The 20,841-nt window shown below is 69.7% G+C and carries 17 protein-coding genes, 1 tRNA gene, 1 other RNA gene and 1 riboswitch; of the genes, 3 read left to right on the top strand and 16 right to left on the bottom strand.

Going from position 1 to position 20,841, the window contains the following annotated elements; translation table 11 throughout:
* Positions 1–28: 28 nt before the first annotated feature.
* Positions 29–1,516: a sodium:alanine symporter family protein gene (locus M3E84_RS03120; protein ID WP_259894538.1), complete on the top strand. Its 1,488-nt coding sequence runs from the start codon at positions 29–31 to the stop codon at positions 1,514–1,516.
* Positions 1,517–1,614: 98 nt separating this feature from the next.
* Here the strand turns inward: M3E84_RS03120 and M3E84_RS03115 are convergent, their stop codons facing one another.
* The 16 genes from M3E84_RS03115 to ffs form a co-directional block, all read right to left on the bottom strand.
* Positions 1,615–2,097, bottom strand: a complete 483-nt coding sequence (locus tag M3E84_RS03115) for a hypothetical protein (protein WP_259894537.1) — start codon at positions 2,095–2,097, stop codon at positions 1,615–1,617.
* A gap of 34 nt (positions 2,098–2,131) precedes the next feature.
* Positions 2,132–2,245, bottom strand: a riboswitch (SAM riboswitch).
* A gap of 61 nt (positions 2,246–2,306) precedes the next feature.
* Entirely contained in the window at positions 2,307–2,729 is a 423-nt protein-coding gene (locus tag M3E84_RS03110; RefSeq protein ID WP_259894536.1) for a hypothetical protein, read from the bottom strand.
* A 159-nt stretch (positions 2,730–2,888) separates the two neighbouring features.
* Entirely contained in the window at positions 2,889–3,581 is a 693-nt protein-coding gene (locus tag M3E84_RS03105) for a 2Fe-2S iron-sulfur cluster-binding protein (RefSeq protein WP_259894535.1), read from the bottom strand.
* Positions 3,582–3,653: 72 nt separating this feature from the next.
* On the bottom strand, positions 3,654–4,466 hold the full coding sequence (locus tag M3E84_RS03100) for a succinate dehydrogenase cytochrome b subunit (RefSeq protein ID WP_259894534.1): 813 nt from the start codon (positions 4,464–4,466) through the stop codon (positions 3,654–3,656).
* Positions 4,467–4,521: 55 nt separating this feature from the next.
* Positions 4,522–6,054, bottom strand: coding sequence for a hypothetical protein (locus M3E84_RS03095; RefSeq protein ID WP_259894533.1), 1,533 nt, complete (start codon positions 6,052–6,054; stop codon positions 4,522–4,524).
* Positions 6,045–6,383 carry a hypothetical protein gene (locus M3E84_RS03090; protein WP_259894532.1) on the bottom strand — a complete coding sequence of 113 codons (339 nt, stop codon included), beginning with the start codon at positions 6,381–6,383 and terminating at the stop codon, positions 6,045–6,047. Before M3E84_RS03090 ends, M3E84_RS03095 begins: the two co-directional genes overlap by 10 nt.
* 68 nt (positions 6,384–6,451) lie before the next feature.
* A complete protein-coding gene (locus M3E84_RS03085; protein WP_259894531.1) occupies positions 6,452–6,973 on the bottom strand; it encodes a GNAT family N-acetyltransferase in 522 nt (173 codons plus the stop codon).
* A 178-nt stretch (positions 6,974–7,151) separates the two neighbouring features.
* Positions 7,152–9,455 (bottom strand): phosphoribosylformylglycinamidine synthase subunit PurL, encoded by a 2,304-nt coding sequence (purL, locus tag M3E84_RS03080; RefSeq protein ID WP_259894530.1) that lies wholly within the window; start codon positions 9,453–9,455, stop codon positions 7,152–7,154.
* A complete protein-coding gene (gene purQ / locus M3E84_RS03075; protein ID WP_396415549.1) occupies positions 9,452–10,246 on the bottom strand; it encodes a phosphoribosylformylglycinamidine synthase subunit PurQ in 795 nt (264 codons plus the stop codon). The genes purL and purQ overlap by 4 nt, the downstream gene beginning before the upstream one ends.
* 4 nt (positions 10,247–10,250) lie before the next feature.
* Positions 10,251–10,511, bottom strand: a complete 261-nt coding sequence (gene purS / locus M3E84_RS03070) for a phosphoribosylformylglycinamidine synthase subunit PurS (RefSeq protein WP_158033738.1) — start codon at positions 10,509–10,511, stop codon at positions 10,251–10,253.
* A gap of 142 nt (positions 10,512–10,653) precedes the next feature.
* Positions 10,654–11,715: a peptidoglycan bridge formation glycyltransferase FemA/FemB family protein gene (locus M3E84_RS03065; RefSeq protein WP_259894529.1), complete on the bottom strand. Its 1,062-nt coding sequence runs from the start codon at positions 11,713–11,715 to the stop codon at positions 10,654–10,656.
* A gap of 111 nt (positions 11,716–11,826) precedes the next feature.
* On the bottom strand, positions 11,827–12,771 hold the full coding sequence (locus M3E84_RS03060; protein WP_259894528.1) for a 3-methyladenine DNA glycosylase: 945 nt from the start codon (positions 12,769–12,771) through the stop codon (positions 11,827–11,829).
* A 9-nt stretch (positions 12,772–12,780) separates the two neighbouring features.
* A complete protein-coding gene (locus M3E84_RS03055; RefSeq protein ID WP_259894527.1) occupies positions 12,781–14,073 on the bottom strand; it encodes an aspartate kinase in 1,293 nt (430 codons plus the stop codon).
* An 82-nt stretch (positions 14,074–14,155) separates the two neighbouring features.
* Positions 14,156–14,752, bottom strand: coding sequence for a recombination mediator RecR (gene recR / locus M3E84_RS03050; protein ID WP_259894526.1), 597 nt, complete (start codon positions 14,750–14,752; stop codon positions 14,156–14,158).
* A 52-nt stretch (positions 14,753–14,804) separates the two neighbouring features.
* Positions 14,805–18,293 (bottom strand): DNA polymerase III subunit gamma and tau, encoded by a 3,489-nt coding sequence (locus M3E84_RS03045; RefSeq protein WP_259894525.1) that lies wholly within the window; start codon positions 18,291–18,293, stop codon positions 14,805–14,807.
* A gap of 83 nt (positions 18,294–18,376) precedes the next feature.
* Positions 18,377–18,473, bottom strand: an RNA gene (gene ffs / locus M3E84_RS03040) — signal recognition particle sRNA small type.
* Positions 18,474–18,602: 129 nt separating this feature from the next.
* Here ffs and M3E84_RS03035 point away from each other — a divergent pair.
* A tRNA-Ser gene (locus M3E84_RS03035) sits at positions 18,603–18,687 on the top strand.
* Between the two features lie 243 nt (positions 18,688–18,930).
* On the top strand, positions 18,931–20,829 hold the full coding sequence (locus M3E84_RS03030) for an LTA synthase family protein (protein ID WP_259894524.1): 1,899 nt from the start codon (positions 18,931–18,933) through the stop codon (positions 20,827–20,829).
* Positions 20,830–20,841: the final 12 nt, after the last annotated feature.

Below are 20,841 nucleotides of genomic sequence, written 5' to 3'. Positions count from 1 at the left end.
CAGATTCCTCTGAGAATCGGGAGTGCACATGGAGCAGCTCACTGAGCTCGTCGGCAGCGTCGGCAATTTCATCTGGAGCTGGATCGTCTTCGCGATCCTGATCGGCACGGGTATCTACCTGACGATCAGGACCAGGGCGGTCCAGTGGCGGTCCGTCCCGGAGATGTTCCGGGTGCTGCGAGACCCTCCCGGTGAGGACCCGGATGGCAAGAAGTCGATCTCGTCGTTCCGCGCGTTCACCGTCTCGGCGGCCTCGCGCGTGGGCACGGGCAACATCGCCGGCGTGGCCATCGCGATCAGCGTGGGCGGACCCGGCGCCGTGTTCTGGATGTGGGCCATCGCGGCCATCGGCGGCGCCAGCGCGTTCGTCGAGTCGCTGCTGGGCCAGCTCTACAAGCGCAAGGGCGAGACCGGCTACTACGGCGGACCGGCCTACTACATGACCTACGGGCTCAAGAAGCACTGGATGGGCATCCTGTTCGCGGTGATCATCACCGTCACCTACGGCCTGGTGTTCAACTCGGTGCAGTCCAACGCGATTGTGGACTCGCTGTCGGGCTCGCTGGACATCGACCCGTCGGCCGCCGGGGCCTTGCCCTTCAAGCTGATCGTGGGCGCAGTGGTCGTCGTGCTGACCGCCTCCATCATCTTCGGCGGCGCCCGCCGCATCTCCGCGGTCACCCAGGCAGTCGTGCCGGTCATGGCCATCCTGTACGTGCTGCTCGGGCTCCTGGTCGTCGTCCTGAACATCGGCGAGGTCCCCGGCATGGTCGCCGACATCGTCCTGGGCGCCTTCGGCATCCGCGAGTTCGTGGTGGGCGGCTTCATGGCCGTGTTCGTCCAGGGCCTGCGCCGCGGACTGTTCTCCAATGAGGCCGGCATGGGCTCCGCGCCGAACGCCGGTGCCTCGGCCTCCGTCTCTCACCCGGCCAAGCAGGGCTTCGTGCAGTCCCTGGGCGTCTACTTCGACACCTGGCTCGTCTGCTCGGTCACGGCGTTCATCGTGCTGCTGTCCAACCCGAGCTTCGGCGACTCTGCCCAGGGCGCCTCGCTCACGCAGACGGCACTGGGTCTGCAGCTGGGCACCTGGGCGGTCCACTTCCTGACCATCGCGATCTTCCTGTTCGCCTTCAGCTCGGTGATCGGCAACTACTTCTACGGCGAGGCGAACATCATGTTCCTCACCCGCTCGCGCGCGGTGATGAACGGCTACCGCCTGCTGGTGCTCCTGTCCGTGATGGTCGGCGCGGTGGTCGCCCTGGACCTCGTGTGGTCTCTGGCCGACGTGATGATGGCGATCATGGCCACGATCAACCTGATCGCCCTGATCCTCCTGGCGCCCATCGCCGTCAAGGTGATGAAGAACTACGAGGCCCAGCGCCGCCGCGGCGAGGAACCCACCTTCAACGGCTCCGACATCCCCGGCCTCACCGGCCTGGATGCCTGGGACGGCACCGACGTGATCACCACCGGCGCGTTCTGGACCCAGCAGATGAAGCGCGTCGGCAAGGCCTGATCCGCTTCCGCCCCGGAACGACGACGACGCAGCCCTCCTCCCAGCCATCGCGGCGGGGAGGAGGGCTGACTCGTCGGGCCGGTCGCCGAGGGCCCCGATCAGCGCTGACCGACGGCCTTCAAGCAGTGCCTTGCCACTGTGATCGGGTCCTCCAGCAGGTTCATGCGCTCGTGCCACAGGGCCCAGACCCTCAGGTCGTACGCGACATCCGGGTCGTGCTCCTGGTCCTGGCGCATGACGATCAACGTCACCAGCATCTCCCAGGCGCTCTCCGGGGTGTGTCCGAGAGCGCGGGCGGCCCGAGCCACCTCCGGGGCATTGTTCACGTTGGGCAGGTTGCCGAAGCGCCACACGCTGTGCGCGCAGGCCATGACGTTCGCTGAGTGGCCCTTGCGGGGCAGGAGGAACAGGACTCTGCTCCACTCCCGGGCCTCCCGATCTCCGAAGTCGATCCACCGGTGGTTCGTGCGCGGCGGCACCACGGGGGCCTCCGGTGCGAGGTGCAGCGGCACGTTGTAGGGATGCAGATGCTCGAGATCGGAGCGCTTCGACTCCAGTGCTTGGTGCAGTGCGTCGGACATGAGGTCCTGCCTTCCGGGCCGCGCAGCGCGACCCCGTCGAGTCTTGCCTCAGCGAGTGCGCTGAGGCCCGTTCTGCTCTGGAAGCACCCGGGAATCGAGTTCGGGTTGCTGCGCGGCCGGCCAGGCCCGTGAGGCCGCGCTCTTGAACGTGTCCTGAAATTACAATAAGGCTCCGACAGCACAAGCCCCATGACGCGGTGGTGCCGTGCTCACAGCACCAGGACCTGCGGCAGGACGCCGAAGATGACGGCGAGCACGAGCGTGAGCAGATGCAGGACCAGGAAGACGGTTGCGGCAGTCTTCACCCCGGAGGACGGGTACATCTCGCGCGGCATGCGGATGCGGGGGTAGATGGCCAGCGCCGCACCCAGGATCGCCGGGGCGCCCAGGGGCAGGAATGCGACGAGCATGGCAGCGACCAGATCGGCGGTGCCGCCGAAGTCGGGCTCCGTGACTGTGGACGCGGCGCCGATCGAGAACAGGATCGTGAGCGGGGAGAGCAGCAGTGCACCGGCCAGCACGAGGATCGTGAGGACCAGGGCGGTGACGGCGCTGCCGGGCGCGGAGGGCCTCGGGGACCAGGCGGCCTGCGGGTAGGCGTAGGGCTGAGCCTGCGGGATATAGGGGTGCATCGTGGACTCCTGGTCGAGCGGGAGAGGTGAGTTGCTGATGCAAATATATGACCCCGCCCGAGTGTTCGCAACTGCGAATGATAAGGGGCGCGCAGGCGTGTAACTACAAGAATCCCGGAGGCGCACTCCGGCGCCGCAGCGACAGGCCGCCGCCGCGGCTCAGCGACGACGGCGCAGATGCTCCCTCGCCACTGCCGAGAGGTTCTCCAGCGGCAGTCCGGCGGGGCAGACCTCGGTGCAGTCGCCCAGGGTGGAGCACGGCCCGAAGCTCTCCTCGGCGGCGTCGAGCACCTTGCCGGAGCGGGTGCGGCGGTCGTCGTCGTCCTTGGCCAGAGGGGGGAGCTCGGTGAGCAGCGATCCCACGAACAGCTGCCCGGAGCCGTTGGGGCAGGCGGCCACGCAGGCCCCGCAGCTGATGCACCCGGCCTCGGTCAGCGCCTTCATGCCCACGGGGCCTCCGGCGGCCTTGACCACGGTGCGCAGCGCGGCCTTCTTGTCCACGGACAGGTCCTTCTTCACGGGGAAGGCGGCTGCGCGCAGCGGCTCGATCCGCACGCGCTCGCCATCGGTGAAGGCCGCGACCTGCTGCTGGCACGAGGCGCGGTTGAGCTGGGGGCCGTGGGCGACGCCGTCGACCGTGACGCCGCACTTGCCGCAGATGCCCTCGCGGCAGCCGTCGTCGTAGGAGATGGGCTCCACGCCCTCGGGCATCTGCTCGTTGAGCAGGTCGAGCAGCTCCAGCACGGTCGTCTGGGGGCTCACGCCGGTGACGGTGTGGGTCTCGAAGCCGCCCTCGGACTCGCCGTCGGCCTGGCGCCAGACCTCGACCTGCAGGGTGCCGGTGATGCGCATGGGACTCCTTCGGTGCCCTCGCGCCGGGACCCGGTCGCGGAAGGCGGTGTTGCAGTGCGGGGGGAGGACGGCTCAGCGCACCAGGCGCAGGAGCACGGCCACGGGGATGGAGGCGTTGCCCAGGGCCACGCCGGTGCCGACCAGCCGCCCGGCCAGCTCGAAGCGCTTGCGGGCGCCGCGCTGGGCGGACAGGCCGGTGTCGTTGCCGATCTGGACCAGGCCCTGGGAAGTGTGGGCGGCCAGCGCCAGCATGGCGGCCAGGTACAGCCCGGCCACGGGCGGGCGGCGCAGGGATGCCACCAGGTTGTGGTAGGCGGCCCCCGGCTCGTGACGGCGCGAGGCGGCCGGCCGGGTGCCCAGTGTGAGATCCGCCAGGTGGAAGGCCGTGAACAGCCCCAGGACGGTGCCGGTCGAGCGCATGGAGCGCTTGAGCCTCTGCCAGCGGGTGCGCCGGCGACCCTGCGGCAGCGGCCTGGGCTGAGCGGCAGCACGGCGCTCGGAGGCCTGGGCGCGCACGGTCAGCACCGCCGCGCAGCTCAGGTGGGTCAGCGCATCGGCCAGCAGCACGGCCCGGAAGGCCCACAGCACGGTGCGCCGCGGCAGGACCGGCGCCCCCAGCGTGCGCAGGTGGTGGGCGTAGGAGTCGAAGCGGCCTCGTCCCAGGTAGACCTGCAGATTGCCCAGCATGTGGACCACCGTGTACCCGGAGAGCACGGCGCCGCTGGAGGCCATGGCGAGCTTGACATCCGGGGTGGGCGGGAAGCGCTCGGAGGTCTTCAGAGCCCAGGCCCAAAGACGACCGGCGGACTCCTCGAGGGTGCGCCGCGTGGCAGGTGAGACCGCGGAGAGGACTCGCTCGGTCTCGGCACGGAGGTTCTCGGTCATGGGCAACAGCCTAGGGCGAGGGGCGCCTCCGAGGTGACGACGGTATGACGCCGAGTTACCCGGCAGCCGGGGCCGGGCACTCCAGCAGGGTGATCCGGAAGCGGGTGCTGCGGTCCTCCTGCGTCTGCTGGCAGCCGTTGTCCCGCAGGTGGGACACCACGGTGTCGTGGAACTTGTTCTCCTTGTTGGAGACCACGGAGGTGGCGCCGACGGTGTCGATCTCCCAGGACTCGTAGCCGGGGCGGTTCAGCCCGTAGAGGTTGTCCGCGCTGATCCGGTCCTCCTGGAGCATGGGATCGGCGATCTCGTGCTCCGGCGGATAGGCGAGCAGGACGCCGCGGTTCGACCGGTCCATGAAGATCACGGTCTCGCTCCGGGCGACCAGAGCAGATGCCGTCGCGTAGTTGTCACCGCCCTTGGCATCCCAGGTGTTCTGGGCCGGGATCGATGGAGCCGACAGCCCCACCACCGCCGCGGTGAGCCCCACTGCGGCCGGACGCCAGCGGAGCGAGGCCAGCGACAGGGCCACGGCCAGCACCAGGAACGGAGCGGAGAAGGTGAAGTAGCGCTCCTGGAACAGCTGCTTGCCCAGGAGCTGCGCCACCAGGACGCACGAGAGGGGCAGCAGCGGGAAGGCGAGCAGCCACAGGAGGAGCCCGCGCAGTGGGCTGCGGATCAGGCCGAGCGCCAGGACCACGATGATGAGGCCCAGGAGCCAGGGGGCCAGCCCCACGGCGATGTCGTCCCACGGCGCGCCCCGGTTCCCCGGGCTCAGAGGGAAGGTGCGCAGGAGCATGCGGCCCACGACCTGCCTCGTCGTCATGTCGATCCAGCCGATCTGCTCGCGCTGGGACAGCGCGAGCAGCCCCAGCGGGGTCACCAGGGCTGTGGTGGCAGCGGTAGCGGACAGGACCTGCTGGAACGGACGACGGCCCCAGGCCGCCGCGCGCAGCAGGTACAGGAGCACTGAGCCGGCGGCGTACATGGAGAAGCCGATGGCCGCGGCCTGCAGCAGGGCGAAGCCGATCAGGCTCCCGGTGCTGCGCTCGTCCCGGAAGCGCTCGAAGAGCCGCAGCGCCGCGACGGAGGCGAAGACGGCCATGGCGTAGCCGCGGGCGTCCTGCCCCGCCCAGGAGAGTCCGGGCAGCACCGCGAAGATCAGGCCCGTGCTCAGCCCTGTCAGCAGCACCCGGTCCGGGAGCCAGCGGTGGGCATAGATCATGGCCACCTGGGTGATCAGGGGGGCGGCGAGCGTCAGGGCCAGCGCCGACGGGGTCCGCATGGCCAGCTCCGAGGTCCCGAACAGAGCCACCCAGGGATGCATGAGGACGTAGTACAGGCCGTGGACGGCGTCGACGGCCTGCAGCAGGCGCAGCAGGGAGCCGAAGGGCCTGTTCGTGGCCGAGATGGTCGCGGCCTCGTCGAACCAGAACTGAGGGACGGTCATGCCCCAGAAGGCGACGGCGGCGGTGAGCACGGCTGCCAGGACGGGCAGCAGCAGCTGCGCTCGGTCCGCGGCGGCGTCGGAAGCCCTAGGGCGGTGCGGCGCGCTCTGCTTCTCGCTGGGGCTCGACGTGCTCAGACCCAACCCGCCTCGCGGGCCCGCAGAGCGAGCTGGAAGCGGTTGCAGGCGCCGAGCTCGGTGCTCATCTCCAGCAGCAGGCGGCGGATGTCGGAGACCTCGAGGCCGAGACGGCGGGCGGCGAACTCGTCGTCGGCGCCCTCGGTGAGCAGGTGGAGCAGCTCCTGCTGCTGCGGGGTGGGGAAGACGTCGTCCAAGTCATCGTGATCGACCGGAGGATGCGCCTCCTCCTTCCGGCCGCGGTGATTCAGGGCCGAGGTGATCGAGACGACGACCTCGTCCTTCGGCGCTCTCCTCCCGTTGGAGGGATGCAGATCACGCGACAGGGGAGTCATGCCTCACATCATGGACCTGGAAGGGGCCGAATGCCATATCGATGACGACGAGCCGGTAGAGGCAGGGCTCATGAGCGCGACGGTGCGTAGCGGTACTCGGCCTCGGTCCCGGCGGATTCGACCGCCGTGAAGCCTAAGCGCTCCAGGAAAGGGCCCAGACTGGCGCGGTTGTCCGGCAGCGAGATGCGGATCGAGTCCACGCGCGGATCCTGCAGGCCCAGCTCCACCAGGCGGGGCAGAGCCTCGGTCGCGTAGCCCTGCCCGGTGCACGACGGCACCAGGAACCCCTCGATCTCCAGGGCCTCGTCGATGGGCGGTGCGGCCCACCCGGCGATGCCGATGATCAGCCCGGTGCTGCGCTCCACGCACGCCATGGGCGCGTACGGGGACTCCGTGAAGAAGAACTCACCGGAGGCCTGGACGACCTGCAGGACGTCGCGGGCGTCAGGGGTGGGGAACTCCGGGTGGAACTGCGGCAGGCGCTCGAAGCGGCACGCCGTCTCTACCTCTTCGCGGGTCAGCGGGCGCAGCTCGAGCCGCTCGGTGGTGATGCTGTGCGCATCCAGGGGACCAGTGCTCTCGACGGTCACGGCGGCTTCCTCCGTTGCCTCGACGGGCTCGAGATCCGACGGACGACGTCCGAACCGGACGCGCTGCGCTGCGGACTCGATGCGAGTCCGTCTCAAGACCGTTGCCTGGGCATGAGTGTACGGCAACGGCGCCCGACCGCCCCGGAAAGGGATGAGCGGGCGCCGCGGGGCATCAGCCTCAGCCGAAGTGGCGAGGCAGCGTGGACTCGTGGGCCTCGCGCAAGCGCTGCAGCGGCAGCTTGGCGTGGCCCATCAGATCCAGGGCCTTTGACTGCGCGTCCACCACGCCGATGCGCGCGAACTCGTAGCGGCGCATGGTGCACATGTCCTTGAAACGCACCTCCTCCGAGCGCGGCACGGACACCACGGCTCGGCCCTGCGACTCGGAGAACAGCAAGGTGAAGACGTCCAGGCCGTCGCGCTCGCAGACCTCGCCGAGCCCGATCCGCGCACCGGTGCCGAAGCGCAGGCACATCTCGGACAGGGTCGCGGCCAGGCCGCCCTCGGAGACGTCGTGAGCGGCATCGACCATGCCGTCGCGGGACATGTTGATCAAGAGCTCGCCCAGCAGGCGCTCGCGCCGGAGATCCACCTGCGGGGGCTGTCCGCCCAGGTGGCCGCGCACACGCGCCCACTCGGAGCCGTCGAGCTCATCGGCGGTGGTGCCCAGCAGGTAGATCGCCTGGCCGTCCGCGGTGTCATCCCAGCCCGACGGTGTGCGCCGGCGGACGTCGTCCAGCACGCCCATCATGGCGACCACGGGAGTGGGGTGGATGGCCTCCTCGCCGGTCTGGTTGTACAGCGACACGTTGCCGCCGGTGACCGGCACTCCCATCTCCAGGCAGCCGTCGGCCAGCCCGCGCACCGCTTCGGCGAACTGCCACATGACCTCGGGGTCCTCGGGGGAGCCGAAGTTCAGGCAGTCCGAGACGGCCACGGGGCGGGCGCCGGAGGTCGAGACGTTGCGGTAGGCCTCGGCCAGGGCCAGCTGAGCGCCGCGGTACGGATCCAGGTAGGCATAGCGGCCGTTGCAGTCGGTCGACAGGGCCACGCCCAGCCCGGTCTGCTCGTCCACGCGGACCACGCCGGCGTCGTCGGGCATGGCCATGGCGGTATTGCCCTGGACGTAGCGGTCGTACTGATCCGTGATCCACGCCGTGGAGGCCATGTTCGGGGAGCTCATCAGCTCCAGCACGGCCTCGCCGAGTGCCTCGCCCTCCGGGCGGCCGGTGTCCGCAGCGGATCCGGTGAAGCGATCGGCCTGCACGGCGTCCGTGCGCGCGGGGCGCTGCATGGGGCGCTCGTACACCGGGCCCTCGTGCGCCACGGTGCGCGGATCGACGTCGACGATGACCTCGCCCTGCCAGTCGATGACCAGCCGGCCGGTGTCGGTGACCTCGCCGATCCAGGAGTATTCGACCTCCCAGCGATCCAGGACCTCCTCGAAGGCCGCGGCCTTCTCCGGGGTCACGACGGCCATCATGCGCTCCTGCGACTCCGACATCAGGATCTCGCCCGGGGTCAGCGACGGATCGCGCAGCAGCACCGAGGACAGGTCCACGTGCATGCCGCCGTCGCCGTTGGAGGCCAGCTCGGAGGTCGCGCACGAGATGCCCGCCGCGCCCAGGTCCTGGATGCCCTCGACCAGGCTGTCGCGGAACAGCTCGAGGCAGCACTCGATGAGCACCTTCTCCGCGAACGGGTCGCCGACCTGCACCGCGGGGCGCTTGGACGGCTTGGTGTCGTCGAAGGACTCGGAGGCCAGCACCGAGGCGCCGCCGATGCCGTCGCCGCCGGTGCGCGCGCCGAAGAGCACCACCCGGTTGCCCGCGCCCGAGGCGTTGGCCAGGCGCAGGTCCTCATGGCGCATGACGCCCACGGCCAGGGCGTTGACCAGCGGGTTCGCCTGGTAGCAGGCGTCGAACTCGACCTCGCCGCCGATGTTCGGCAGGCCCAGCGAGTTGCCGTAGCCGCCCACGCCGGCCACGATCCCGTGCACCAGGCGCTGGGTGTCCGGGTGATCGATCGCACCGAAGCGCAGCGGATCCATCACCGCCACCGGGCGGGCGCCCATGGAGATGATGTCGCGCACGATCCCGCCCACGCCCGTGGCCGCGCCCTGATAGGGCTCCACGTACGACGGGTGGTTGTGGGACTCGATCTTGAAGGTCACGGCCCAGCCGTCGCCGATGTCGGTCACGCCGGCGTTCTCGCCCATGCCGACCATCAGGTCCTTGGTCATCTCCTCGGAGACCTTCTCGCCGAACTGGCGCAGGTGGACCTTGGAGGACTTGTAGGAGCAGTGCTCGGACCACATGACCGAGTACATGGCCAGCTCGGCGGCGGTCGGGCGCCGGCCCAGGATCTCGACGACGCGGTCGAACTCGTCCTGCTTGAGCCCGAGCTCGGCCCAGGGCAGCTCGGTGTCGGGGGTGGCTGCGGCGTGCTCGACGGTGTCGAGCTGGAACTGCTGCTCGCTCATGCGCGGGCGCCTCCGTTCACGATCGAGGTCAACGCGGAGACGAAGAGGGGCAGGCCATCGGCCCCTCCGCGCATGGGGACGGTGCCTGCGGCCGAGGAGTCCGGTCCGAAGCCGGGCTCGATCGCGTGCTCCGGGTGCGGCATGAGGCCCACGACATTGCCCGCCGCATTGCGCACGCCGGCGATGTCATGGCGCGAGCCGTTGGGGTTGGCCCCGAGGTAGCGGAAGACCACGCGGCCCTCCTCCTCGAGCATGCGCAGGGTGTCGTCGTCGCAGACGTACTGGCCGTCCTGGTTCTTCAGCGGCACCACGATCTCCTCGCGGGGCTCGTACAGCGCGGTCCACGGGGTGCCGGTGGACTCCACGCGCAGGCGCTGATCCCGGCACACGAACTTCAGATGGTCGTTGCGGATCATGGAGCCCGGCAGCAGGTGGGCCTCGGTGAGCACCTGGAAGCCGTTGCAGATCCCGAGGATCGGCAGACCGCCGTTGGCTGCGTCGATCAGCCGGGTCATCAGCGGCGCGAAGCGCGAGATCGCTCCGGCGCGCAGGTAGTCGCCGTAGGAGAAGCCGCCCGGCAGGATCACGGCGTCGACGTCCTGGAGGTCGTCGTCGGCGTGCCACAGGGGTACCGCGGTGCCGCCGGCGAGCTCGACGGCCCGGGCCGCGTCACGGTCGTCGAGGGTGCCGGGGAAGGTCACGATGCCGACCCGTACGTCCTGCAACGCCGGGTCGGTTCCGGGGACCGGGAGGCCGGCGACCAGGGGGGCTTCGAAAGTGTTGGCGCTCAAGGGATCAGGCCTCGACGTCGTCGATCACGCTGACGTTCACCACGTCCTCGATCACGGGGTTGGAGAGCATGGTCTCCGCGGCCTCCCGGGCGGTGGCCAGGATCTCATCGGTGACCTCCCCGTCCACCTCGAGCTCGAAACGCTTGCCCTGCCGGACACCCGAGAACACTGTGACCCCCTGATGGGGCAGTGCCCGCACGATGGCCTTTCCCTGCGGATCGAGGATTTCCGGTTTGGGCATGACGTCTACAACGATGCGGGCCACGAGCGCTCCTGGGGAGGATTGTGCGGATGGGTCCGTGGCGCGGAGCAGTGAGCACTGTGCCTGCCGGCTGACCGGGCGACGGACGAACAGGCAGAGTCTATCCCGGAGGATATGGCATCGCTAAAAGGGGCACCTGGTGGGTTCAAGCACGACGTCGTGACCGCAGGCACTGCCAGGCGGCCCTGCCCGAGCGCACCAGCCGGTAGGCCGCGGGCGACAGGGGAAGATCCCACGCCCCCGAGTGCTCGACGACATAACCGCCGAAGGAAGCCTTGAAGCGGCTGAAGCCGGCCCACGGATGCTGCGGATCGTCGGTGGGGGCGATGCCGTAGAGATCGGCCACCTGGAGGCCGCGGCGCTTGGCGTCCAGGATCGCGGTGACGACGGCCGACTGCTGCGCGCGGAGTTTGCTGAAACGCCGGTCCGTGGCTCCGTGAGCGAAGATGCGGATACCTCCGCCGTCGACGGCCAGTACCGCGCTGATGACCCGTCCCTGATGCTTGCCCAGGAACAGTGCGCCGTGACCGTTCGGAAGAGCGGCTTCGGCCAGGGCCGCCAGCTGGCTGCCCTGCTGTGCGGTGAATCCGCGCCGGGCGACGGTTCGGGATAGGAGGTTCGCGAGGTACCTGACGTCAGCTGGATCGTGGCTGGTCTCAATGGTGATGCCCCGCTTGGCGGTGCTGCGGTAGACGGTGCGATTGGTGCCCGTCATGCCGCTCAGGATCTCGTCGGTCGGCAGGGTCAGATCGATGCAGCGGGTTCTGCGGGGTTGGAGGTCGGCCAGAGCGGGCCGGAAGCCCAGGCGGGACAACAGGGCGCGTTGCCGGGACACCTCGGCCGGTTGCGTGGGGGCGGCCCAGGAGTGCAGGACCGGGGCCTCCACCCGGAGGAACAGGGAGCTGCATTCGCCGGCGACCGCCCGGGCCCACTCCAGGCCGTCGAGAAATCCGTGTTCGGTATGGGCTACCGGGCCGTACGGGAGGTAGAGGTATCCGCCGACGGGGCGCTGTTCCAGGATCGCCAGCGCGTGCCACCCGGGGCCTTGCCCGGTGAAGGCCGGCTTGCCCCGGAGATGGCTGACCTTCTCCCATACCGATGCCTGCAGCGGTGAGTGCGGTCCCGGGGCCGGGGCGGCAGCCGGTGGCATGCCTGGGCGGGGTGGATCGTCATGCTGGGTTTCGACCGGTCGGGATGCGGGTGCCATCGTATGCCGCCTGGGAGGTGGTCAGGTTCTGGCCGTGGTGGGCGGCCGGGTCAGGAGATCATCTCGACCGTAAGCCAGCTGTTTCAAAAAGTGAAACAGATTTCGAGCTGCTTATGTGGCGAGCAGTGCGGTGGTGTGTTCGAGCAGTTTCGCACGGATGGGCCGGGCCTGCTCGGCGAAGGACTTCTGCCGCCGCACGTACTCGGCCTTGCCCTCCGGTGTCTCAACGGCGACCACCCCGTATCCCCACTCGCTGAGGTCGTAGGGGGAGGCCTCCATGTCGGTGGCCCGCACCTCGATCGCCAGTTCGAAGGCATCGGCGATGAGCTGGGAGGGCAGCGCCGGATAGAGCTTGTAGGCCCACTTATACAGGTCCATGTTCGCGTGCAGGCAGCCGGGCTGCTCCAGTTCTCGCTGATTCTCCCGGGTGGGCCGCAGCGCGTTCCTGGGTGCTGCCTCCGGGGCGAAGAACCTGAACGCGTCGATATGGGTGCACTTGAGCTTGCTGGCCTCGACGACGGCGTCTGTCCCTTCGGTCCCCAGCCTCAGCGGGAGCTGTTCATGGCGCACGCCGTGCACGGCGGCCCGGTAGGCCATCGCCCACTCGTGCATCCCGAAGCAGCCGAAGTGCCCGGGCCGTCCGGCGGTGCGCCGGACGAGCATGTCCACGAACTCCACCGCCGGCCCCCGGGTGGACAGGAAGGCCTCGACGTCCAGGGTGACCGCGCCGTCGTCGCAGGCCAGGCCCAGCCGGCCGGACTCCTCCCGGGAGAGGGGCCGCCAGAACTTCTGCCCGGAGAACTCCGCGGAACCGTCGAGCAGGACCACGCCGGCCCCAGGGGTCCAGCGCTCGAACTTGCCCGGGGAGAAGGAGTAGTAGGTGAACAGGAAGTCGTCGACCGGGTGCTTGAGCCCGCGGTGACGGCGCTCGCGGAACGGTTCGGTCCAGGTCCGGACTCGCCGGAGGTGGGCTTCCTGCGACTGACGCCACTGCTCCGGGCCGAGGACCGGGGCAGTGGCGTCGAGCTGCGTCGCAGCGGGTGCTGCTGTGGACAAAACGGGCGATCAGCGCCCGGTGCCCGCGTAGACCGTGGCGTCCTGGTTGGAGTCCAGGTTGAACGCGGTGTGCACGGCGCGGACAGCGTCGTCGAGGCGATCCGCCGCGGTGACCACGGAGATCCGCACCTCGGAGGTGGAGATCATGTCGATGTTGATGTCGTGCTCGGCCAGGGCGTCGAAGAACGTGAAGGATACGCCCGGGTTGGACTTCATGCCCGCGCCGACCAGGGAGAGCTTGCCGACCTGGTCGTTGTACTCGAGGCTCGCGTAGCCGATCTTCTCCTCGGCCGCGCGCAGCATGGACATGGCCAGATCGCCCTGGGTCTCCGGGATCGTCACGGACAGGTCCGTGGTCTTCTCGTCCGAGACCGAGACGTTCTGCACGATCATGTCCACGTTGACCTTGGCATCGGCCAGCAGCCGGAAGATGCCGGAGGCGATCCCGGGGCGGTCCGGGACGCCGACGACGGTGATCTTGGCCTGGGTGCGGTCGTGGGCGATTCCTGCGATCAGCGGCTGTTCCAAGGGGATCTCCTGGGTGTGCACAGAGACGGTGGTGTCATCGGGGCTGGGGATGACCCAGGTGCCCTCGTGGTGGGTGAAGGATGAGCGGACGTGCAGCTTCACGCCGAAGCGGCGGGCGTACTCGACGCAGCGCAGGTGCAGGATCTTGGCGCCGTTGGCGGCCATCTCCAGCATCTCCTCCGAGGAGATCTCCTCGAGCTTGTGGGCCTTGGGCGCGATGCGCGGATCCGCCGTGAAGACGCCGTCCACGTCCGAGTAGATCTCGCAGACGTCTGCCTCCAGCGCCGCAGCCAGGGCGACGGCCGTGGTGTCCGAGCCGCCGCGGCCCAGCGTGGTGATGTCCTTGGTGGCCCGGTGCACGCCCTGGAACCCGGCGACGATCGCGATGTTGCCCTCGTCCAGGGACTCGCGGATGCGCTCGGGATTGACTTCCACCAGGGAGGCAGCGCCGTGGTCGCCGTCGGTGATCATGCCGGCCTGCGAGCCCGTGAAGGACTGGGCCGGTGCGCCGTAGGCGCTGACGGCCATGGCCAGCAGGGACATGGAGATCCGCTCGCCGGAGGTCAGGAGCATGTCCATCTCGCGGGCGGGCGGCTTGGGCGCCACCTCGTTGGCCAGGTCGATCAGCTCGTCGGTGGTGTCGCCCATGGCGGAGACCACCACGACGACGTCGTTGCCCGCATCCCGGGTCTCGACCACACGACGTGCCACTCGACGGATGCTGGCCGCGTCTGCGACCGACGATCCGCCGAACTTCTGCACGATCAGGCTCATCTGTTCTGGTACCCCCGGCTGGTTCTGGCTGCTTGCGCGCCGAAGGCTTCTCGGCGGCATTCGGGCCAGTCTATCGGTGCGCTCAGCTGACCGCGGTACGGCCCTCGAACGCCCGCCCCAGCGTGACCTCGTCCGCGTACTCCAGGTCCCCTCCCACGGGCAGCCCGGAGGCCAGGCGGGTCACCGTGATGCCCAGGGTCCGCAGCATGCGCGCCAGGTAGGTGGCGGTCGCCTCGCCCTCGAGGTTGGGATCGGTGGCCAGGACGATCTCCTGGACGGTCTCATCCGACAGGCGGGTCATCAGCTCGCGGATCCGCAGCTGATCAGGTCCGATGCCGCCGATCGGATTGATGGAGCCGCCGAGCACGTGGTACAGCCCGCGGAAGGCGCGGGTGCGCTCGATGGCCATGACGTCCTTGGACTCCTCGACCACGCAGATCACGGTGCGGTCGCGACGGGGATCGCGGCAGATATTGCACTGCTCCTGCTCGGAGACGTTGCCGCAGGTCTCGCAGTGCTGGACCCGCTCCTTGACCGCGATCAGGGCATCGGCCAGCGACTGCACGTCCGAGCGCTCGGCATCGAGCAGGAAGAAGGCGATGCGCTGGGCGGACTTGGGGCCCACGCCGGGGAGTCGACCGAGCTCGTCGATCAGGTCCTGGACTGCGCCTTCGTACACGGATCACTCGTTTCGATGGGGAGGGGTTCGGACACGGAGGACGACGACGGCCTCAGAGACCGGGCTGGTGCGGGATCTCCTCCAGGAGCCGCCCGCCGAGGATGCGCTCGATGAGCGCTCGCGAACTCTGATCCGTGTTCTCCACGGCCTCGTCGTCCTCACTGGGCGAGAACGTCGCCTCCGAGTCTAGGTCCGGGGCCGACGACGCAGTCCGGCTCGGCTCCGCGCTGCGCTGGGCGGCGGCGAAATGGGCGGCGTGGCGCTCACGGAAGCTCTGCTTGCGCGGTGCTGCCGGTGCTGCCGAGCTCGAGGCGGATGCTCCGGAGGCGGAACCTGCTGCTGCGGAGCCTGCCCCTCCTGCGGCGCCGGGGGAATCGGTTGCAGGGCGCGCGCCCGTCGAGGGGCGCCACTGCTCCGGCGGGGTCTCCTCCTGGGGCGGCTGCTGCGAGTCCTGGGATGGCTGCACCGAGGCGGGCTCTGCGGGCTGGGACGGCTGCTCCGGGGCCGGCTCTGCGGGCGGGGTCGGAGTCTGCTGCGCCGTGTCCTGGGGGGCGGGGGTGTCGTGCTGCGGACCGGCGTCCGCGCCCTGGCCGGCGCCGAAGCCGGCCGCTGCGCGCGACGGCGCCCCGCGGAAGCCCGGGTCCTCGAAGGGGGGCTCCTCCTCGGGGGGAGCCTCGTCCGGCCAGGGGATGTCGTCGTACGGGCTGGTCGGCACGACCGGATCCGGCGAGGGGTCCTCGCCTCGTCGGCGCTGCGCCGATCGCTGGGGCCGCTGCGAGGGGGCCGGCTGTTCGCGGGTGCCTGTCTGTCGGCCGTGTGCCGACTGCGCGCGGGACTCGCCGCGCTCCCCGGACCTGGTCTGCTCCCGGGCAGCAGATGGCTGCGCGGTCCCCTGCGCATCCTGGTGCGGTTCGACCGACTGCGCCCAGGCGGCGCGGGCGTCCTGTGCGGACGGCGGGGAGTCCTCGGCCTCCGATGGAGTCTGCTCAGCGCGCTGAGCCGACGACCGGGCCGAGGTGCCGCTCTGCGACTGCTCAGGAGCCGGGCCCTGCTGGGCGGTCTCCTCCGCAGCGGCGGCTGTGGGGGCAGCGCCGGTGGGGGCAGGACCGGCCGGGGCCTCGGGCACCTCGGGGGTGGAGTCTTGGGCGGGGGCATCGGGGCCGGCAGGGGCGGCCTCCACCGGGTCAGAGGTGGGGATCGGGGCCACGGCCCAGGACGTCACCTCGGCGGAGTCGTCCTGCTGAGGTCCTTCCTGCTGAGCGTCTTCCCGCTGGGCCTCGTCTTGCGGGGCCTGGCTGCGGGACTGTGCTCGAGCCTGCTCATGCTGCGGCTGCTCGCGCTGCGGCGGTCGCTGCTGCTGCCCAGGGAACGGCCGAGGGCCGGTCTCCCGGCCCCCGTTCTCCTGCGCCTCACTTCGGTCATCGCCGCGACTGTCCTGCGGCTGTCCGCCCGGCGGGTCGGAGGGGCTGCGCCCAGCCTCGCGCTGCCCTGAGCCGGGCTGAGCCGAGTCGGCCTGTGCCGAAGCGCTCGCGCGGCCTCTCGGACCGTTCGAGCTCGGGGCACCGGGGCCCGCGCTGCGGTTGCCTGCCGGACCCGGTCCGCTGGGAGCGGGGCCGGCCGGCCCGCTCGACCCGTGTCCCCGAGGCCCGCCGCCACGGGGTCCTGCGGAGTCGTCGCGGGCACCGCCGGGCCCGGACTGGGGGCCGACGGCCTCCACGCGGCAGTTCACGCCGAGCACCTGGTGGATCGCCTGGACGAGGTTCGGCTCGAAGCGCGGGAAGTTCTTGCGATCGCCCTCGGCGTCGAACATCAGCTGCAGGACGGAGCCGTCGAAGGCGATGGGGGTCCCGCGCATGGTGGTCATCCACGAGACGCGGTGGATCTCCGCCAGGGCCGCGATGATCTCGGTCCAGGAGTTGCGGATCATGTCGATCTCGCCGCCGCTGGCCGGGCCGCGGGAGGCGGACTCATCGGCGTGCGGGGGCCGCTGGGGCGTCTGATCCGGCGCAGACTCCGCCGGGGCGGGGTCCTCCGGAGCCTGGGCCGACTGCTCGCGGGACTCGGCAGACTGCTCCGGCTGGCGTCCGCGGAACTTCCCGAAGCCGCCCTCGACCGCCGTGAGCGGATCCGCCTCCTGCGTCTCGGGCTGGTCCTGTGCGGAAGCTTGAGCGGGAGCGTCGTGGTGCTGTACGGGAGTCGGCGCGGAATCGTCATGAGCGGTGCTCGCGGTGGCCGCGGGCTGCTCGCTCTGGGCCGGTGCGGGCTCAGGCGCCGTGGTCTGCTGCGAAACACCCGAGCCGGTCTGCTCCTGCCCAGCACTCGAGGAGGCCTGCTCCCGGGGCACGTCCAGCAGAGGGCCGGTGGGGGCACCCGTGCGCCCGATGTTCAGACGGCGCTCGAGGCGATCCACGCGCACGCCGACGCCGCGCGTGGTGTTCTCCGCCGAGGGCAGCAGCAGCCGGGCGCACAGCAGCTCGAGGTGCAGCTGCGGCGAGGTGGCCCCCACCATCTCCGTCAGGGCCTCATTGGTGATGTCCGCGCAGCGCGAGAGCTCGGAGGCGCCCATCTGATGGGCCTGATTGCGCAAGCGGGCGATCTGGTCCTCCGGGGTGCCGTGGAGGATGTTGCCCGCGTTCTCCGGCACGGCGTCCACGATCACGAGATCGCGGAAGCGCTCCAGCAGGTCCTCCACGAACCGCCGGGGATCCTGGCCGGTCTGGATCACGCGATCGACGGCGCGGAACACCGTGGCGGCGTCCCCGGAGGCGAAGGCGTCGACGACGTCGTCGAGCAGGGCCCCGTGCGTGTAGCCGAGCAGCGAGCTGGCCAGGTCGTAGCTGATCTGGTCCTGATCGGTGCCGGCCATGAGCTGATCCAGCACGGAGAGGGAGTCGCGCACGGAGCCGCCGCCGGCGCGGACCACCATGGCCTGCACGCCGGGCTCCACGCCCACGCCCTCCTGCTCGCACAGGGCGCTGAGGTACTCCATGAGCGGCTCGGGCGGGACCAGGCGGAACGGGTAGTGGTGCGTGCGGGAGCGGATGGTCGGCAGGACCTTGTTGGGCTCCGTGGTGGCGAAGATGAACTTGATGTGCTCCGGCGGCTCCTCGACGATCTTCAGCAGCGCGTTGAAGCCATCGCGCGTGACCATGTGGGCCTCGTCGATGATGAAGATCTTGTAGCGGTCCCGCACCGGGGCGAACGTGGCGCGCTCGCGCAGCTGGCGGGCGTCATCCACGCCGCCGTGGGAGGCGGCGTCCATCTCGATGACATCCAGGGAGCCGGCGCCGTCGCGGGCCAGATCGCGGCAGGACTCGCACTGCCCGCAGGGTGTGGGCGTGGGGCCCTGGGCGCAGTTGAGGCAGCGCGCCAGGATGCGCGCCGAGGTGGTCTTGCCGCAGCCGCGCGGGCCGGAGAACAGGTAGGCGTGGTTCACCTTGTTCTTGCGCAGTGCGGTCATCAGCGGCTCGGTCACATGGGACTGGCCGATGACGTCCTCGAACGACTCGGGGCGGTAGCGGCGGTACAGGGCGGTCGTCACACGGACACTGTAGCGACGGCCTCCGACGTCCTGAGAGGCGGAGCCGGTGCAGTGGATGACGGGCGCCGAGCGCGCTCCGGGCATGCGAAGACCCCTCGTGCACCCGTCAGAGCCCAAGTACCCTTGCTGCCTTCCGGCCCTGGGGGAGTTCCTCAAGATGACGCCGCACGAGGGGCTGTCGAAGAGTGTATCGGACCGGTGCCGAGGCTGTGAAACCCCGCCTCCCGCCCCGAGGATTTCCGCCCTCGGCGGGACATGGTCTACGATGGTCCCTGCATGTTCGCGCCCTGCGGTGCGATCTTGCAGCCAGGAGGATTCGCCTAGCGGCCTATGGCGCACGCCTGGAACGCGTGTTGGGTTAACGCCCTCGGGGGTTCAAATCCCCCATCCTCCGCCCTTGTCCTGAGCCGCGACATCGTTGACAGACGATGTCGCGGCTCATGCTTTTTTCCTATGGGTTCGTCCGGGGCCTCGGGTTGGCGGCAGGTATGCACCTCGTCAGCGCTGATGGAGTGCACACCTGCCACCAACCGGGTCGGCGCAGGGAGCGCCGACCCATCGGATGTGACGCGCGTCGCCATCAGGTGTGATGAATCCGGCGAAGGTGAACAGAGTCTTTACAGATACCGTGTCCTGCATGCACAGCACGACAACCCCCGAAGACTCCCCTGCGCCCCGTCCTCGCTGGACCGGAATCCTCGGCGGTGCGGTCGTGATGCTCGTGCTCTCGGCGACCTGCGCGTTCATGCTGCAGAGCTCCGTGCGCGTGGAGGGCGACACCTTCGGGGACCTTGCGGGGCTGGTCTCGCCGTTCGACGTCCTGGTGATCTTCCTGCTGATGGCCTTCCTGTGGCTGCTGCTCGGGCGGTTCTGGTGGTCGGTCGGCATCGTCACTGCCGCCCTGGCGATCCTGTCGGTGGCCAGCAAGCAGAAGCTGATGATGCGGCAGGAGCCTGTGTTCCCCAGCGACATGGAGTTCGTGAGCCAGGCGGGCTTCCTGCTCTCGATGGTCACGGGGCGGATGATCGCCGGGGTGGTGATCGGACTCGTCGTGCTGGTGCTGGTGATCGTCGTGATCGGCAAGCTGGCCGCGCGGCGCTTCCCCCGTCCGCGCCTGCGCCGCCCGGAGGGCGGGGTCAACAAGCGCTACCTGGGCCTGCGGGTGATCGGCGTGATCGTGACGGGCGCTGCGCTCGTCCACACCGTGGGCTTCAATTCCGATTCCAACATGTGGCGTGCGCTCTACAACACGAAGGGGCAGGAGTGGGGCAACTCCAGCCAGCTCTACAACTACCGGGTCCACGGCTTCGTGGGCGGATTCCTGTACAACATGCCGACCGACCCCATGGCCGAGCCCGAGGGCTACGACGAGGCGGCCATGGATGATCTCGCCGAGCGCTACGAGGGCCGTGCCGAGCAGATCAATGCCGGGCGCGACGGCTCCCTCGAGGACACCAATGTGGTGGTCATCCTCTCCGAGTCGTTCACCGACCCCACGCGCATGGACGGGGTCGCCCTCGACGAGGACCCCATCCCGCAGACCCGCGAGATCATGGACGAGACGCTGTCCGGGACCATGTACTCCAACTCCTATGGCGGCGGCACCTCGACCATGGAGTTCGAGTCGCTGACCGGTCAGCCCGTCGGCCTGTTCCGCCAGCAGGCGAGCTCGCCGTACCAGAACTTCGTCAGCGACCTGGACGGCTACCCGTCTGCCGTGGGGGCCTTCGAGGAGACGGGCCACGTCTCGGTGGCCATCCACCCCTACAACCTGCACATGTACAAGCGCCCTGCGGTCTACGAGAACTTCGGCTTCGACCGGGTGGTCAACGAGGACAGCATCCAGGAGGACGACCACCTGGGCGGCAGTCCGTACATCAGCGACGCCTCCGCCTTCGACGAGGTGCTCCACCAGATGGACACCACCGACGAGCCCCTGTTCACGAACCTTGTGACCATGCAGAACCACGGTCCCTATTTCGACTTCTACGACGACCCGATCGGCGTCGAGGTCTCCGACGGCTCGGACACCGGGCAGCTGAGCCAGTACGCCCGCGGTCTGCACAGCACCGACGAGGCGATGGCGGAGTTCCTGCAGCAGCTGCGCGATCGGGATGAGAAGACCGTCGTGGTGTTCTACGGAGATCACCTGCCCGGCGTCTACTCGGATGAGCTGCGCGAGCAGAACGATCCGGAGACCAGCCTGCAGACCCCGTACTACGTGTGGAGCAGCGAGACGGAGCAGACCTCGCAGGGCACGGTGGCCACCCCGGCCATGTTCCTGCCCAAGGTCTATGAGGTCGCCGACGCCCCCGTCACGCCCTATCTGGCGCTGCTCGAGGACGTGAACTCCAGCATGCCGGTGATCCAGCGCGAGCGCCTGCTGGATCCGCAGGGCGAGGAGCTGGATCGGGAGAACCTGGACGCGGCCCGAGCGGATCTGCTCCAGGATCTGCAGCTCGTGCAGTACGACTTCTCGATCGGCGACCGGTACGCGGTGGAGGACATGTGGCCGGGGGCCGTGCAGCAGCAGTGAGGTCCTGCCCCC

The sequence above is a fragment of the Kocuria sp. p3-SID1428 genome (assembly GCF_025149945.1).
Classification (GTDB): domain Bacteria; phylum Actinomycetota; class Actinomycetes; order Actinomycetales; family Micrococcaceae; genus Kocuria.
Note: the sequence above shows the minus strand (reverse complement) of the source record. Positions and strands in the feature narration are given on the sequence as shown.

Coding starts and splice junctions, on each gene's coding strand:
- M3E84_RS03120 (WP_259894538.1), top strand. CDS start 29: ATGGAGCAGCTCACTGAGCTCGTCGGCAGCGTCGGCAATTTCATCTGG.
- M3E84_RS03115 (WP_259894537.1), bottom strand. CDS start 2,097: ATGTCCGACGCACTGCACCAAGCACTGGAGTCGAAGCGCTCCGATCTC.
- M3E84_RS03110 (WP_259894536.1), bottom strand. CDS start 2,729: ATGCACCCCTATATCCCGCAGGCTCAGCCCTACGCCTACCCGCAGGCC.
- M3E84_RS03105 (WP_259894535.1), bottom strand. CDS start 3,581: ATGCGCATCACCGGCACCCTGCAGGTCGAGGTCTGGCGCCAGGCCGAC.
- M3E84_RS03100 (WP_259894534.1), bottom strand. CDS start 4,466: ATGACCGAGAACCTCCGTGCCGAGACCGAGCGAGTCCTCTCCGCGGTC.
- M3E84_RS03090 (WP_259894532.1), bottom strand. CDS start 6,383: ATGACTCCCCTGTCGCGTGATCTGCATCCCTCCAACGGGAGGAGAGCG.
- purL (WP_259894530.1), bottom strand. CDS start 9,455: ATGAGCGAGCAGCAGTTCCAGCTCGACACCGTCGAGCACGCCGCAGCC.
- M3E84_RS03065 (WP_259894529.1), bottom strand. CDS start 11,715: ATGGCACCCGCATCCCGACCGGTCGAAACCCAGCATGACGATCCACCC.
- M3E84_RS03055 (WP_259894527.1), bottom strand. CDS start 14,073: ATGAGCCTGATCGTGCAGAAGTTCGGCGGATCGTCGGTCGCAGACGCG.
- M3E84_RS03030 (WP_259894524.1), top strand. CDS start 18,931: ATGCACAGCACGACAACCCCCGAAGACTCCCCTGCGCCCCGTCCTCGC.